The sequence below is a fragment of the Paraburkholderia dilworthii genome (assembly GCF_000472525.1).
Lineage (GTDB): Bacteria > Pseudomonadota > Gammaproteobacteria > Burkholderiales > Burkholderiaceae > Paraburkholderia > Paraburkholderia dilworthii.
In genome coordinates, this window is the sequence record NZ_AWZT01000027.1 from 1 (window position 1) to 15,268 (window position 15,268).

10 protein-coding genes, 1 pseudogene and 2 riboswitches are annotated in these 15,268 nt (G+C 63.9%); of the genes and pseudogenes, 5 read left to right on the forward strand and 6 right to left on the reverse strand.

Annotated features, from left to right (window positions below):
- Positions 1 to 491: 491 nt before the first annotated feature.
- The 4 genes from F759_RS0121685 to cobW all read right to left on the reverse strand — a co-directional run bounded on the left by F759_RS0121685 (position 492) and on the right by cobW (position 7,203).
- Positions 492 to 1,118, reverse strand: a complete 627-nt coding sequence (locus tag F759_RS0121685) for a vWA domain-containing protein (protein ID WP_027801719.1) — start codon at positions 1,116 to 1,118, stop codon at positions 492 to 494.
- A gap of 98 nt (positions 1,119 to 1,216) precedes the next feature.
- Positions 1,217 to 2,287, reverse strand: a complete 1,071-nt coding sequence (locus F759_RS0121690; RefSeq protein WP_027801720.1) for an ATP-binding protein — start codon at positions 2,285 to 2,287, stop codon at positions 1,217 to 1,219.
- Positions 2,284 to 6,093: a cobaltochelatase subunit CobN gene (cobN, locus tag F759_RS0121695; protein ID WP_027801721.1), complete on the reverse strand. Its 3,810-nt coding sequence runs from the start codon at positions 6,091 to 6,093 to the stop codon at positions 2,284 to 2,286. The genes F759_RS0121690 and cobN overlap by 4 nt, the downstream gene beginning before the upstream one ends.
- Before the next feature lie 6 nt (positions 6,094 to 6,099).
- A complete protein-coding gene (gene cobW / locus F759_RS0121700) occupies positions 6,100 to 7,203 on the reverse strand; it encodes a cobalamin biosynthesis protein CobW (protein WP_036024944.1) in 1,104 nt (367 codons plus the stop codon).
- 156 nt (positions 7,204 to 7,359) lie between these two features.
- Positions 7,360 to 7,640, reverse strand: a riboswitch (cobalamin riboswitch).
- Between the two features lie 69 nt (positions 7,641 to 7,709).
- Positions 7,710 to 7,955: riboswitch (cobalamin riboswitch) on the forward strand.
- 231 nt (positions 7,956 to 8,186) lie between these two features.
- On the opposite strand from cobW, the pseudogene cobA reads away from it, so the two are divergent.
- The 5 genes and pseudogenes from cobA to bluB form a co-directional block, all read left to right on the forward strand.
- Positions 8,187 to 8,930: pseudogene (gene cobA / locus F759_RS45030) on the forward strand (uroporphyrinogen-III C-methyltransferase); the annotation flags it as partial.
- A 21-nt stretch (positions 8,931 to 8,951) separates the two neighbouring features.
- Positions 8,952 to 9,374 carry a cobalamin biosynthesis protein gene (locus tag F759_RS45035; RefSeq protein ID WP_322787105.1) on the forward strand — a complete coding sequence of 141 codons (423 nt, stop codon included), beginning with the start codon at positions 8,952 to 8,954 and terminating at the stop codon, positions 9,372 to 9,374.
- Positions 9,371 to 9,973, forward strand: a complete 603-nt coding sequence (cobO, locus tag F759_RS0121710; protein ID WP_027801724.1) for a cob(I)yrinic acid a,c-diamide adenosyltransferase — start codon at positions 9,371 to 9,373, stop codon at positions 9,971 to 9,973. Before F759_RS45035 ends, cobO begins: the two co-directional genes overlap by 4 nt.
- 3 nt (positions 9,974 to 9,976) lie before the next feature.
- Positions 9,977 to 11,275, forward strand: a complete 1,299-nt coding sequence (locus tag F759_RS0121715) for a cobyrinate a,c-diamide synthase (RefSeq protein WP_027801725.1) — start codon at positions 9,977 to 9,979, stop codon at positions 11,273 to 11,275.
- Positions 11,259 to 11,957, forward strand: coding sequence for a 5,6-dimethylbenzimidazole synthase (gene bluB / locus F759_RS38205; RefSeq protein ID WP_051377398.1), 699 nt, complete (start codon positions 11,259 to 11,261; stop codon positions 11,955 to 11,957). Before F759_RS0121715 ends, bluB begins: the two co-directional genes overlap by 17 nt.
- 6 nt (positions 11,958 to 11,963) lie before the next feature.
- Here the strand turns inward: bluB and F759_RS0121725 are convergent, their stop codons facing one another.
- On the reverse strand, positions 11,964 to 12,599 hold the full coding sequence (locus F759_RS0121725) for a DUF4136 domain-containing protein (protein ID WP_051377406.1): 636 nt from the start codon (positions 12,597 to 12,599) through the stop codon (positions 11,964 to 11,966).
- 49 nt (positions 12,600 to 12,648) lie between these two features.
- A complete protein-coding gene (locus F759_RS0121730; RefSeq protein ID WP_027801727.1) occupies positions 12,649 to 15,228 on the reverse strand; it encodes a CHASE2 domain-containing protein in 2,580 nt (859 codons plus the stop codon).
- Positions 15,229 to 15,268: the final 40 nt, after the last annotated feature.

Sequence of the window (15,268 nt, forward strand, 5' to 3'; positions counted from 1 at the left end):
TAAGGCATGCCGCCAGCGTTCAATCTGAGCCAGGATCAAACTCTTCAGTTCAAACCTGTTACTGTTTTTCGGGCTCTTTCGAACCCGGTCGCTCACTCAACGTACTGACGAATGATCCAACCATCTTGCGACAGTCAAACCTTCCTTTCATTACTGTGTGAGACTTGATACTTCCGCTTTATCGCCAGACCCCACGGAATAACCCGCAAGGCCCGGCGCGCATCGCGCATCAAGCGCCCACACTTATCGGCTGTTAGTTTTTAAAGATCATTCGTGAAGAAGCTCTGCTTTCTTCGCGTCCGTCATCAAACGGGAGGCGAATTATGCGATGCGGCCCGCAGCCCGTCAACCCCTCACATGCAATTATTTTCAAAAAAGTTCAGGAGCAGAAGAAACGGCTCTTTCTCCTCCCGGAGAAAATAGTTAGATATCCGATCTGATTAAACCGCTCAATACCTCACCCGTAACCAACGACGCCGGCCACTCGCCATTCATTCGATCAGATCTTCCGGCGTTAAGCGCGGCGCGCCCCATGCGCTAGCCAGTCTCTCGCAGCGGCCAAGCGGAATTGTGCCGCTCTCGAAGTCGACGAATACAACTTCGTCCGCATGCAGTGGACGCGTCGCTTCATCGGTCGTGCGGCCGTCGGTCAGAATCCAGAGCCAACGCTGCTGCGCGGGCTTGCGTCGCGCGCTGCGCTCGAGCAATTGCGCTGCATGTCGAACGCCCGCTGCGAACGGCGTACCGCCGCCACCGCCGACCGGTTCGAGCCATCGCTCGTTCCACCAGCGCGGCACGGCGGGGCCGAAACGCAGATCGGCGCCGGCTCCGCCAAAGCAAACCAGCGCGGCCTCGGCACGCATCGCACTCGCGCGGTCGAATAGCGCAATCAGCAAACCCTTCGCGAGTGCGAGGCGCTGGCCGGCCAGCATCGAACCGGAACAGTCGAGCACGAAACAATGCAGTACACCGCCGCGCGATGTCTCACGCACGAAACACAGATCTTCCGCGCACAACGCGAGTTGCCCCTGCTCTGTTCGCTGCCCTCGCTGCCCTCGCTGTCCGCTCGCGACAAATGTCTGCGGCCATGCGACCCGCCGCCCCGGTTCGCCACGCAGATACCCACGCGCATCGCCGCACGAAGACAAACGTGTGTCCGCCCGTGGCGGCCATCGAAAACCGCTGCGCGAGTCAGCGGCGGCGCCCTTCCGATGGCTTAGCGTTTTTTTACGTTAAGCGGTATCACGCCTTTGACATGGGCGGTCGCGGCCGGTGCTGGCGGCAGATAACCCCAATCACCATCGCCGCCCTCGACATCAGACGACGAAGGCGCAGCCCAACTCTGGGTTAAATCGCGCGGCACTGCTTCGCTGCCAGCCGTACTGCCGGCAGACGACATGTCCCGCTGATGCCGCCTATGCACGAGCACCGCCTCGGCAACGCGATCGACATGCTGCGACGTCACTGCATCGGCCTGCTCCAGCGCAGCCAGCGCACGCGCCGCGCGAAGCATCACGAGGTCGGCGCGCAAGCCGTCCACCGCGGCGTCGATGCACAACGCGCTGACATGCGCATGCACGGCGTCGTCGAAAGATAGCTGCGCCAACTTTTCGCGAGCCGCGCGAATCCGCTCCACGTATTGCGCCTGTTGCCGTGCATAACCGGCGCGAAACGCCACCGGATCGAGATCGAACGCGAGCCGCGCCTTCACGATCTGCTCACGCACGCGCGGCTCGAAACAGTTCTGCAACTCCACCATCAAACCAAAGCGGTCGATCAATTGCGGCCGCAACTCACCCTCTTCCGGATTCATCGTGCCGATCAGCACGAAACTCGCCTCGTGGCTATGCGATACGCCGTCGCGTTCGACGGTGTTCACACCGCTTGCCGCCGCATCGAGCAACGCATCGACGAGCGCATCGGGCAGCAGATTGACTTCATCCACATACAACACACCGCGATGCGCTTTTGCGAGCAGCCCCGGCGAAAAACGCACGGAACCGTCGCGCAGCACGGTTTCGATATCGAGCGTGCCGATCAGACGATCCTCGCTCGCCCCGAGCGGCAGATTCACCACTTGCCCTTCCGGCAGCAACTCGGCGAGCGCGCGCGCCGCCGTCGATTTAGCCGTGCCGCGCGGCCCGCTCACCAGCACGCCGCCGAGCCCCGGATCGATCGCCGCGAGCAGCAACGCCTGCTGCAACGGCGCCTGCCCGATCAACGCGGCAAACGGAAACGCGAGCCTTTGCGCGGCGCCTTGCCGCGCCTCTTGCGTAGCTGCATTCATGATTGCATTCCTTCAATCTGCTGTTCGCTCGCGAGCAGATGCTGTTCGACCTGCGCGCGATAGTCACCGGGCATCTGCCACAAACCGCGCTGCATCGCTTCGAGCAGACGCCCGCAAATCGAATGCAGCGCATGCGGGTTGTGCCGTTGCAAGAACTCGCGCGTGTCCGCATCGTTCAGATAAGCATCGGTGACGAGCGCATATTGATGATCCGCGACCACGCGTGCCGTCGCGTCGTAGCCATAGAGATAATCGACCGTTGCGGCAATTTCAGCAGCGCCCTTATAACCATGCCGCTTGACGCCGTCGATCCATTTCGGATTGACCACACGCGAGCGGACCACGCGCGCGATCTCCTCGTGAAGCGTGCGAACGCGCGGCGCAGCGGGATTGCTGTGATCGGCGTGATAAACGCTCGGCTGACTACCCGCAAGATGCCGCACGGCTGCGACCATGCCGCCCTGGAACTGGTAGTAGTCGTTCGAATCGAGCAGGTCGTGTTCGCGGTTGTCCTGATTCTGCAATACGACATCCATCGCGGCGAGGCGTGTGCCGAATGCGTGGCGCGCTTCTTCGCCTGCGCCTTTCTGCGTGTATGCGTAACCGCCCCACGCCTGATATGCATTCGCGAGGTCCGCGTCCGTCTGCCATTGCTGCGAGTCGATCATGTCCTGCAAACCGGCGCCATATGCGCCAGGCCGCGCACTGAACACGCGCCAGCCGGCGCGCTTGCGCGCTTCCGCTGCGTCCATGCCGCGTGCGACCAACACATCGCGTTCGTGCTGCACGCGCACGCGAATCGGATTGAGTTCCGCGGGTTCGTCCAGTTCGGCGACGGCCTGCACCGCTGCATCGAACAGATGCATCACGTTAGCAAACGCGTCGCGGAAAAAGCCGGATACACGCAACGTGACGTCGATGCGCGGCCGGTCGAACGCGTCGATCGGCATGATTTCGAAGTCGGTTACGCGATGGCTTCCCGGCGCCCACTTCGGCCGCACGCCGAGCAATGCGAGCGCTTGCGCGATGTCGTCGCCGCCCGTTCGCATCGTCGCCGTACCCCACACGGACAGACCGATTGCGCGCGGGTAATCGCCATGTTCCTGCAAATGCCGCTCGATCAGCTGCTGCGCGGACTTCAGGCCGAGCGACCATGCCGCTTGCGTCGGCACCGCACGCGTGTCGACCGAATAGAAGTTGCGGCCAGTCGGCAGCACGTCAGGACGGCCACGCGATGGCGAACCGCTTGGCCCCGGCGGCACGAAACGCCCTTCGAGGCCGCGCTTAAGATGCATCATTTCCTGCGTGCCGCATGCGTCGAGCCGCGGCAGCACGTCGTTGCGCAAGCGCTCGATAACCCGCGCCGCTTGCGGCAGGCGTCCCTCGGCCAACGCGGTCGACGCATGCATAGGCGTTTGCTCTTCGCATAGGCCACGCAATATTTCCGCTGCGAACAGTTCCAGACGCTCGCGCGTATCGCCGCAATGCCGCCAGGGCGCATCGCTCACCTGTTGCAGAATGTCGGGACGCGGACCGGTCCAGGCCGCGGACCAATCCACGGATGACGGGTCGAAGAAATGATCTATCCGCAGATCTCGCGCCAACGCATCGATCAAACCGGCGTTGCTGCCTTGCCCGTCGCCGACAGGAAAGCGCGCTAACGCAAGCAACGTATCCCGTCGTTGCACGCCTTGCGGCGATTGGCCGAACGTGTGTAGCCCGTCGCGAATCTGCGCTTCTTTCAATTCGCACAGCCACGCATCGACGCGCGTGAGCAAAGCATCTTCATCGTCTTCACCCTTCGGCTCGGACAGGCTCAATTCTTCATGCAGTTTATGTTCGACGATAGTCGCGAGAATCGTGCGCCGTAGCAGTTTCGAGCGGCGCGGGTCGACCATCAGCGCTTCATAGTATTCATCGACCTGGCGTTCGAGATCCTGCAACGGCCCGTAGCTTTCGGCGCGCGTGAGCGGCGGCATCAAATGATCGACAATCACGGCCTGCGCGCGGCGCTTGGCCTGACTACCCTCGCCCGGATCGTTGACGATGAACGGATACAGATGCGGCATGGGTCCGAGAATCAGATCGGGCCAACATGTATCGCTTAACGCGACGCTCTTGCCCGGCAGCCATTCGAGGTTGCCATGCTTGCCGACATGCACGATCGCGTCGATGCCGAACTGATGGCGCAGCCAGAAATAGAACGCCAGATAGGCATGCGGCGGCACGAGCTCCGCGTCGTGATAGCTCGCGTAATCGCCCTGCTCGCGCGAACGCGATGGTTGAATGCCGATGAACACGTGGTCGCAACGCCATCCCGCAATCATAAAACGGCCGCGCCGCACGGACGGGTCCTGCTCCGGCGGGCCCCAACGCGCATTCAGCGCGTCCCGCGCTTCGGCAGGCAGCGCGTTGAAACGGGCGAGGTAATCGCCAAGCGCAAGGCTTTGCAAAGCGGGCCGCAGATCGCGCACCACCGGATCGTTGGTCACGCCCTCGGTCAGCTTTTTCAATAGCGCGTCGCCGTTCTCGGGCACTTCTGCGAGGCGATAACCTTCGTCGCGCAACATCGACAGAATGCCGACTACCGACGCCGGCGTGTCCAGCCCGACTCCGTTGCCGATGCGCCCTTCGCTCATCGGATAGTTGGCGAGAATCAGCGCGAGTTTCTTGTCCGCGTTATCGAGCGAGCGCAGGCGGCACCAGCGGCGGCTCAATTCCGCGAGAAAACCCACGCGTTCGAGATCCGGCTGATAACGGACCACGTCGACTTCCGTGTGCGGACAGCGATACGCGAGTCCCTTGAAACTGATCGCGCGCGTGATGATGCGCCCGTCGACTTCGGGCAGCGCGATATGCATGGCGATGTCGCGCGAGTTCAGGCCTTGATTGTCCTTAAGCCAGTCCTCACGATTGCCGCCGCTCAGGATCACCTGAAGCACAGGCGCATCGCCAGCGAGCGCAAGCGGCTCGGGGTCGTCAATCGCGGAAGCGGCGAACGCAGTCGTATTGAGCACCAGCGCCGCGTTATGTTGCGCGCACAGCGACTGCACGACTTCGCGGCTCACGGCATCTTTCAACGACGTGATGGCGATCGGAAGCGGATTCACGCCCTGCGATTCAAGTGCTTCGATCAGCGAGTCGAACACCGCCGTGTTGGCCGCCTGAAGATGCGCCTTGTAGAACAGAATCGCTGCAACGGGCGCATCGTGCCGCCAGCGCGCTTGCCAGTCGGCGATTGTCGGCGTGTCGCGTTGTGGATGGTAAAGCGACGCGGCCGGCAACGCGCGCGGCGGCGCAGGTTCCTGCCCCCAACCCAGCGCGCGATGCGCGATGCAGCGCAGAAACGCCTCGGCATTCTGCGGGCCGCCTTCGCGCAGATAACACCATAGCTGATGGCACAGATCGGCATCCGCAGTGCTGCGCGCAAGCAGATTCGGATCTTCCTGCAGATCGCCCGAAAACATCGCGAGCGTTTGCTGTTTGCGCTCCGCGAGCGTGACGACCTGCTCGATCCCGTAAGGCCAATACGCCTCGCCGCCAAGATGATCGACCACGACGACGCGCGCATGTTGCAGCACGTCTTCGACGTAGAAATCGACCGATGCCGGTTGCCGCAGATACGTGACGTTCCCGAGGCGCACGCTCGGAAAGCCCCCGCCGAGACGGGGAAACACGCTTGCCAGAAGCGACAGCGTGGTATCCGCGGAACTCAGCACGACGATATCCGCGGGCTGCTGATCGATACGGATCACGCCTTGCGTATCATCGACGAAACCGCCCGGCGTGGTGCGCAGCAGATGCATGTGCGCTTACGCCCGTAGCGCAGCGGCGTTCGACACTGTGGCGCTCGACACACCGAGCGCCGCGTCGAATGCCCGTTGCAGCGCGGCCTGGTCGAGGTCTTCACCGATCAGCACGAAGCGGCTTTCGCCCGCTTCGCCGGGTTGCCAGCGTCGATCGAAATAGCTGTCGAAACGGCGGCCCACGCCTTGAATCACGAGACGCATCGCTGCGCCCGGCAATGCCGCGAAACCCTTCACACGGTAAATCGTGTTGCTTTCAACAAGCGTTTGCAGCGCGGCGATCACGGCTTCACGTGACAACGCATTGGCATGCACAACCACCGAGTCGAATTCATCGTGATGATGATCGGCGTCGTTCGCCGAACCGTGATGGTCGTGGCGCAAGTGAATCGTTTCTTCCGATGCTGCTTCGAGCCCGAACAACGTGTGCAGATCGAGCTGCCCCATCTGCGCGCGCACGATCTTCACTTGCGGCGGGATCTCCTCGCGTATCACGGTTTCGACCGCGTTCTGGCGAGCCTCGTCGAGCAAATCCGTTTTGTTCAGAATCACCAGATCGGCCGACGACAATTGATCTTCGAACAACTCGTGCAGCGGCGACTCATGATCGAGGTTCGGATCGGCCTTGCGCTGCGCGTCGACGGCGAGCGGGTTTTCCGCGAACTGGCCGCTTGCCGCAGCGGGGCCGTCAACAACGGTAATCACCGCGTCCACGGTGAAGCTGTTTTTAATCTGCGGCCAGTTGAACGCCTGCACGAGAGGTTTCGGCAACGCGAGCCCCGAGGTTTCGATCAGCACATGGTCGATCTGCTCACGGCGCTCGACGAGCTTCTCCATCACCGGAAAAAATTCTTCCTGCACCGTGCAGCACAGGCAACCATTCGCGAGTTCATACAATTGCCCTTCGGTCTCGCCGCCGTTCTCGTCGCAACCGATCCCGCAACCCTTGAGGATTTCGCCGTCGATGCCGAGTTCGCCGAACTCGTTGACGATCACCGCGATGCGCTTGCCGCCCGCATGCTGAAGAATGTGCCGCAGCAGTGTGGTCTTGCCGCTGCCGAGAAAACCCGTGACGATAGTGACGGGGATCTTGCGCATTTGAGTTTGCATCGTGAGGTCCATCCGTAGGAGTTGCAGACGCCGGCCTGCGTGGTTGGCGTGCATGAGTTCGCAGCGCGCAACGCGGGCATGACGACGGCCTTGCTACAACAGGAAAACGCAGAAACGGGTATGAGGGCATGAGCGCAGCGCCGCATCCCCGCGACGTTCGCCCTTCGTGTTCCGGCCGGTATCCGGGCTTGCGAAAGCGCCGCTTCCCCTTCCCGAACGAGTGATTTCTCGCCCAGTGGTGATATGCCGACGCGGCCTTGCGCGTGGACATCGAAGCCGGCTCTGCGACGCCATGCGAACCGCCATGACGTCACTTTTCGCTTACCGTTGCGGGGGCAGCACAGGTTGGCCCACACCGTGACAGGCGGGCGCCCTGTTTCCCGTTTAACTGCATGCGCACGAGCGCGCACACGAGCACCAGAAGTGCGTGCGAGTGTAGGCCGAGCGCCTGGCGCCGTCAAGGAAACACCGGCCCGGCGCGCTTATCGGACGGGCTTCCCGTGTGCTATCGTATGTGCGCGTTTGGTGCCCGCACATGCATTCGCGTGTGCAGTTAAACGGGAAACAGGCAGCGCTCCGGCGCTCAATCTGTGCTGTCCCCGCAACGGTAAGCGACCTGCGGTGCAATGTTTTTTGCTGCGCCGCGCATGCGTTTTCGATGCCACTGTCCGATACATTCGAATGAATGCGGGCGGGAAGGCAAAGCGCGTGAGGCCGCCAGCCCGGATACCGGCCAGACGCGAGGCGGCTGTGCGTTTCATGACGTCACGCCGCCGGCCGCCGGAATCCGCGAGGGACGGATGTGAAGGCGTTGAAGCACGATATGGCGACGGGGTCCGCGACCCACGCGCGCCGTCGTGTGTGAATACACCGCTTTGAATGACTTCGATCTCCACTGAATTGCGCCCGTTCATGTGCCGCACCGCATGGTGCGTGTCGGCGTGGCGCGCATCGTCCCTGCCGTGCACGGTCAGCGAGCCGCGATGACACGCGCGTGGCTGATCGGCGCTGGTCCCGGCGACGTCGAACTCATCACGCTTAAGGCGACGCGCGCCCTCGCACAAGCCGACGTGATACTCGTCGACAATCTCGTGAACCCGGACGTGCTGCAATTCGCGCGCGCCGATGCGTTAATTGTCCACGTCGGCAAGCGCGGCGGTCATCCGTCGACGCCGCAAGAAGGCATCGTCGCGCAGATGCTCGATCATCTGAACGCGGGGCGCAGCGTGGCGCGTCTCAAGGGCGGCGATCCATTCGTGTTCGGCCGAGGCGGCGAAGAGCAGCAGGCGCTGCATGCCGCGGGTATCGAAGTTGAAATCGTCAGCGGTATCACAGCTGGAATCGCGGCGCCCGCGGCTATCGGCATTCCGGTGACGCATCGCGATCATGCGCAAGGCGTGGTGTTCGTGACCGGCCACGGCGCGGGCAGCGGCGAGCCGGATTGGGGCGCGCTCGCCGCCACACGCATGACGCTCGTCGTCTATATGGGCATGCGGCGGCTGAACGATATCGTCGGCGCATTGCTCGCGGCAGGCATGCACGCCGATACGCCGTGCGCGGCAATCGAATCGGCTACGCGTCCGGAGCAGCGCCATGTACTCGCGACGCTCGGCGAATTCGCCGATGCCGTCACGCGTGCGGGGCTGGGCTCGCCTGCAATCGTGGTGATCGGCGGTGTCGCGTCGCTGGCGCTCGCGCGTGCCGCCGCAGCAAGTTCGTCGGATGCAGCATCTTCGCAGGGGCGCGCAATGAAGACGCTTAGCGTGGGCATCGGCTGCCGCCTGCATACGTCGGCGGACGAAATCGAAATCGCGGTGCGTGCGGCGCTCGGCTCGCACGCCTTCGAAGAGATTGCGACGGTGGCCTCTATCGAAACAAAAGCGGACGAACGTGGCTTGCTTGAGTTCTGTGCGCGCCATGCGTTGCGGCTCAAACTGTTCAGCCGCGAGCAGATTGCCGCGATCAGCGTTGAAGAACCGTCGGCTGCCGCGCGCGAGCATCTCGGCGTGGACGGCGTGTGCGAACCGTGCGCGTTGCTTGGAGCGTCCGTCGCTCGCACAGCACACCTCATCGCTCGCAAAACGGTTTACGCTGGTGTCACCGTCGCGATTGCATCGACCGAACGTGCACAAAGAAACATTGCCACCCTCATCCAACAGGACCTTTCATGAAGACCGATCCCGAATCGCATCAGCGCATGACCGAACGCCGGCGCGAAGGCCATGAAAAAAAGCAGGCCAACGCAACCGTCGAAAAAGGTCTGCTGATCGTCAACACCGGTACCGGCAAGGGCAAGACGACGGCAGCCTTCGGCATGGCCGTGCGCGTTCTCGGCCACGGCATGCGCCTCGGCGTGGTGCAGTTCATCAAGGGCGCGCTGCATACGTCGGAGCGCGATTTTCTCGGCGCGATTGCCAACTGCGATTTCGTCACGATGGGCGACGGCTACACCTGGAACACGCAGAACCGCGATGCCGACATCGCCACTGCGCGCAAGGGCTGGGACGAAGCGCGCAGGATGATCGAAAGCGGCGACTATCAGATGGTGATCCTCGACGAACTGAACACCGTGCTCAAGTACGAATACCTGCCGCTCGACGAAGTGCTATCCGTCATCAACGCGCGCCCTCACATGTTGCATGTGGTCGTGACGGGCCGCCACGCGCCCGATGCGTTGATCGAGGCCGCCGACCTCGTCACCGAAATGCGGATCGTCAAGCATCCGTACCGCGAGCAAGGCGTCAAGGCGCAACGCGGCGTGGAGTTCTGAGCGATGTCCGCGTGCCCCGCGCTCTTCATCAGCGCGCCCGCGTCGGGTCAGGGCAAGACCACGATCACCGCGGGTCTCGCACGCTACCATCGGCGGCTGGGACGGCGTGTGCGCGTGTTCAAGACCGGGCCCGACTTTCTAGACCCGATGATTCTCGCGCGCGCGAGCGGCGCACCCGTGCTGTCGCTCGATCTGTGGATGGTGGGCCAGGACGCCTGCCGCAACCTGCTCGCACAAGCGGCAGCCGAAGCCGACCTGATCCTGATCGAAGGTGTGATGGGCCTTTACGACGGCACGCCGAGCAGCGCCGATCTCGCGACCGCCTTCGGCGTGCCGGTACTCGCGGTGATCTCGGCGAAGGCGATGGCGCAGACCTTCGGCGCGGTCGCCTTCGGTCTCGCGAATTTCAGGCCGCAAGTGCCGTTTCATGGCGTGCTCGCAAACCGCGTCGGCTCCGCGCGTCATGCGCAAATGCTGGAAGAAGCCTTGCCGCCGACGCTGGGCTGGTGCGGACACATTGCCGCCAACGACGAAATCGAGTTGCCCGATCGCCACCTCGGCTTGCATCAGGCCGCGGAAATCGCTGATCTCGACGCGCGTCTTAATCGCGCCGCCGATGCGCTCAGCCATACCGCGCTCGCCGATCTGCCGCCCGCCGTGGAGTTCGGCATGCCGGCGCCGCAAGCGCTGCCGCGCCTTCTGCAAGGCAGAAAAATCGCCATCGCGCGCGATGCCGCTTTCTCGTTCATCTATCCGGCCAACGTCGCGCTGCTCGAAGCGCTCGGCGCACACGTCCACTACTTTTCGCCGCTCGCCGACGAAGCGTTACCCGCCGATACCGACGCGCTTTATCTGCCCGGCGGCTACCCCGAACTGCACGCCACGGCGCTCGCCGCCAATAGCCGCAGCACCGCGGCGATTCGCTCGCACGCGGCGGCCGGCAAACCGCTCGTCGCCGAATGCGGCGGCATGCTATATCTGCTCGACAAGCTCACCGACACGCAAGGCGTCAGCACGCCGATGCTCAGCCTGCTGCCTGGTCACGCGACGATGCAAACACGTTTCACCGCGCTCGGCATGCAGCAGATCGACAGCATGCATGGCCCGATGACGGGCCATGCGTTTCACTACTCGAAGCTGAGCACGTCACTCGCGCCGCTGCGTTCGGCCACGCGGCCTCAGGGCGATGCGCCAGGCGAGGCCGTCTATCGCGTCGGCTCGATTGTCGCGACTTACATGCATGCTTACTGGCCCTCTAACCCGGCCTTCACGGCCGCTCTGTTCAATGGCGAAGCCTTTTAACGAAGCCGAGCGCGACGCGGTCTATCGCGCGATTTACGAGCGCCGCGACATGCGCCATTTCGTGCGCGATCCCGTCGATGCCGCGGTATTGCAGCGTCTCCTCGATGCCGCGCACCACGCGCCGAGCGTGGGCTTTATGCAGCCGTGGCGTATTGCACGCATCACCGATCCGGCTTTGCGTCGCGCCTTATATGAAAACGTGGAAAGCGAACGGCTCGCCACCGCCGACGCGCTCGGCAAACGTCGCGAAGAATTCATGAAGCTGAAAGTGGAAGGCATGCTGGAATGCGGTGAACTGCTCGTGATGGCGCTGATGGACGGCCGCGAGCGGCACATTTTCGGCCGCCGCACACTACCGGAGATGGATCTCGCGTCGGTGGCCTGCGCGATCCAGAACATGTGGCTCGCCGCGCGCGCCGAAGGGCTCGGCATGGGCTGGGTGTCGCTTTTCGATGTCGATGCGGTGCGCCGGCTCCTGCACATGCCTGAAGGCGCAAGACCCGTCGCCATACTGTGTCTTGGCCACATCGATCAGTTTTACAGCGAGCCGATGCTGCAAACCGAACGATGGGCCGAGCGCGTGCCGCTTACCGATTGCGTGTTCGAAAACCACTGGCCGCAAGACCTGCAAACGCAGCAGGAGCAGCAGGCGCAACAGCCGCCGCCGCGCGATCCTCTATAGCTCGCCTTATCTTTGCAGAGGTGCGACCGACACCACCTCCGGTACGCCGCGCGTTTCATTCGTGCGCAATTTCACGCGCCAGTCGGCCGGCGCGTCAAACGGGAATCGGGCGAGCGCGCTTCTGATCAGCGCAGGCATTGCGCGCAGCGGGTCGGCGTCGCGATCCGTGCTCGCCGCGCTCACCTTGTAGACCTCGCGTCCGCTCGTACGCTCGAAGAACCGCAGCGTCAGCGTATGCCGGTACGCGCGTGCGCCGAACAGCGAGAACGGTGCGCCGCTCGGTGCGCCGCTCTGACGGTCACAATCGGCAGCCGCACAGTCGCTCACGCCCACGCCGATTTCCGCAGGCCGCGTCTCGTATCCGACGGAGAGCAGGTAATGTGCAGGCCGCGCTGCTGTATCCGCGAAACCCTGCGTCGCGAGTTCATCGCGCAGCAGGGTTTCGAACTGCGCATGGCCGCCGCCCGCATCCTGCATCGGCATGCGCGCGAACGTGTAGGTCCGCTCGCCGGGCAGTGCGGCCGCAGGCGTCGCGGTGTGCACATCGGCGTGCATACCGGTGCAGCCGGCGAGCGTCGACGCGGCGAGCGCGGCACAAACAAAGGTCGCTTTCACTGCTTTCACTGCTTTCACCGCTTTCACCGCTTCCACCGTTCATTCCTCGCTTCGATAAGATGCATAAGCCGCGTGCTCAGGCGTCGTGACGACGGTACGCAGGCAGGTCCAGTTGCGCTTCATCGAGTACCGGCAGATAGATCGTGACCGCCGTGCCGCGGCCAGGCGCGCTCACCACCTCGATCTCACCGCCATGACGCGTCACAACGGTCTTCACAAAAGCCATGCCGAGCCCCGCGCCGCCCACTTCCGGCCGCTCCGTTTCGTGGAAGCGCCTGAAGCGTTCGAACAGGTCCGCCTGCCGCTCTTTCGGGATCCCATAGCCCTCGTCGCGGATCGTGCACGAGACACGCCTCGTCGCGCCACTTAAGGTTGCGGCTGCAACCGGATGGCCCGTCGCTGATGTGCGTGCTGGCGCCGCGTGCGCTAGCTCGCAGGTGATGCGCGTATCCGGCGGGCTGTATTTGACCGCGTTGTTCAGGATGTTGACGAGCGCGCGCGTCATGAGCGAACGGTCCGCGCAGATCCAGTGGCCCTCGTCGCCGCTCTCGTCGATGTCGTCGCCTTCGGTCGGGCTGTCCGTTCCGGCATGCAGCGCGATGCGCTTCGCGTGCGCCTGCGGCCAGACTTCGTCGCTCGCGTCGATCATCAGCTCGGCCAGATTAACCGGCTCCAGCATGTAGGTTTGCGATTCGGCGCGTGCGAGCTGCACGAAGTCGTCGGCGAGTGTCAGCGCGCGTTGCGCATAACGTTCGATGCGCTCCAGCACGCCGCGCCCGGGTGCAGGCTTCTCGCGGGCCCGCTCGATCTCGACTAGCGCGAGAATCGACGCCTGCGGCGAGCGCATGTCGTGCGACAACAGCCGCAGCGCGTCTTCGCGCTGGCGCTCGGCCGCATGCAACGCGGATACATCGACGAGACCGGCGATCCAACCGGTCGTCTCGCCCTGCGCGTTTGTGCAGTTGGCATAACGCAGCAGATGATCGCGCTCGTTCGCGTCGCGCACTTCGACGCCCTGCGCCATCAGCGCGGCAAATTCGCGGCGCTCCGGATCCAGCACCGCAGGCCAATGCGCGCGGGCGAGCAGGTTGTTTTCCGCATAGGATGCCGCGCCGCTGTCGATCGCCTTCACGAGCGTCAGGCCGCCGAGAACGGCCTGCATCGAGCGTCCCTCGGGCATGGGTGCGCCGAGCCGGGCGAAATGCGCCTTCGCGGCATGGTTCGCGATCAGCACGATGCCGCGCACGTCGCTGACGAGAATAGGCTCGGGCATGCTGTCGAGGCTGTCCCACACAAAGCGCTTCATGTCCTGCACGCGTTGCGCGGCTTGCGCCATCAGCGCCATATGCTGCTCGAGCACATCGCCGCCGAACTGGCGCCGCCGTTGCGGCGTTTGCGGCAGCAGATGCGGTTCGTCCGCGAGGCGCTGCAGTTCCTTGCGCAGATAGGCCATCGTCATTTCGAGGCGGCGCCAGTTCCAGATCGGATAGACCGTCACCACGCCGACGATCGCCGGAACCGGCGACAGCCATAGCCGCGCGCCGTACAGCAGGATGGCGCTGCCGGAGGTCGCAAGCAGGCACAGCGCGCCCGTCAGCAGCAGCGAGCGGCGCGGCGACAGCACGAGAAAACCGGCCAGCAACGCCGCGAGCGGAACCAGCGAAACGGCCAGTAGCAGCCATCGCGCGGCCGGCGCGACTTCGCGGCCCGTCAGCAGCGTATCGAGCACATTCGCATGAATATAGACGCCGGGCAGCGGCCCCAACTCGCCGGACACCGGCGTCGCGAAGCGGTCGTAGAGCCCCGACGCGGTCACGCCGATCACGACGATGCGCCCGCGCAGCTTTTCGGGCGGAACGTGGCCGGCGAGCACGCTCGCGAAACTCAGTTTCGCGTAGCTCTGCGCGTTGCGGCTGAATGGAATCAGGAAGCGGCCGTCGCTCTGCGCGTCGTTGATGGCGCCGGCGCTTTCATCGCTTGCATCGCTCGCCGGTTCGAGCGACACGCGCCTCGTCGGCAGCGCGTTCAGGCCGAGCGTACCCCGCTCCGCCGCCCGCGCCACCGTCAGCATCAACTGCGGCCAGCGCGAGTCGGCATCGCCTTCGAACTGGGCGACGCTGCGCACGATGCCGTCGCTGTCCACTTCGAGGTTGATGTGCCCGAGGCCAGCTGCCGCACGCGCAAGCGGCGCCACCGGTTCGACGACGGTACGCGGTGCGCCGCGCCCTGAGTCGGTGAGCAGCACCGGCAGATAGGTTGGGCTCAGGGCGATCGCGCGGGCAAGCTCCGCATCGTCGGGATTGGATTCTGTGAAGAGCACGTCGTAGACGACCGCCGCCGGTTTCGCTTTCGCGATCTCTTGCAACAATCGGGCATGAACGCTGCGCGGCCAGGGCCAGCGGCCGAGCTGCGCGATGCTTTGGTTGTCGATTTCGAGGACGACGATGTCCGGCAGCACCGGCTGCGCGTACAGACCCAATAAGCGGTCGTACACCAGATGATCGACACTTGCGCTCATCCGGCCGAGCGAACTGAGCAGAATCACGACGAGGCCCAGGCACCCGATGGCCGTCCATTCGATCAGAAAGCGCCGGCCGGCGCGCCGTCCAAGACGGGCGCGCGGGTCGAGGCTCAAACGCGTAGATGTGTTCGACAAGGCGTGGCTGTTGGAGAGGTAGAGAGCTTGAGAGCGGACC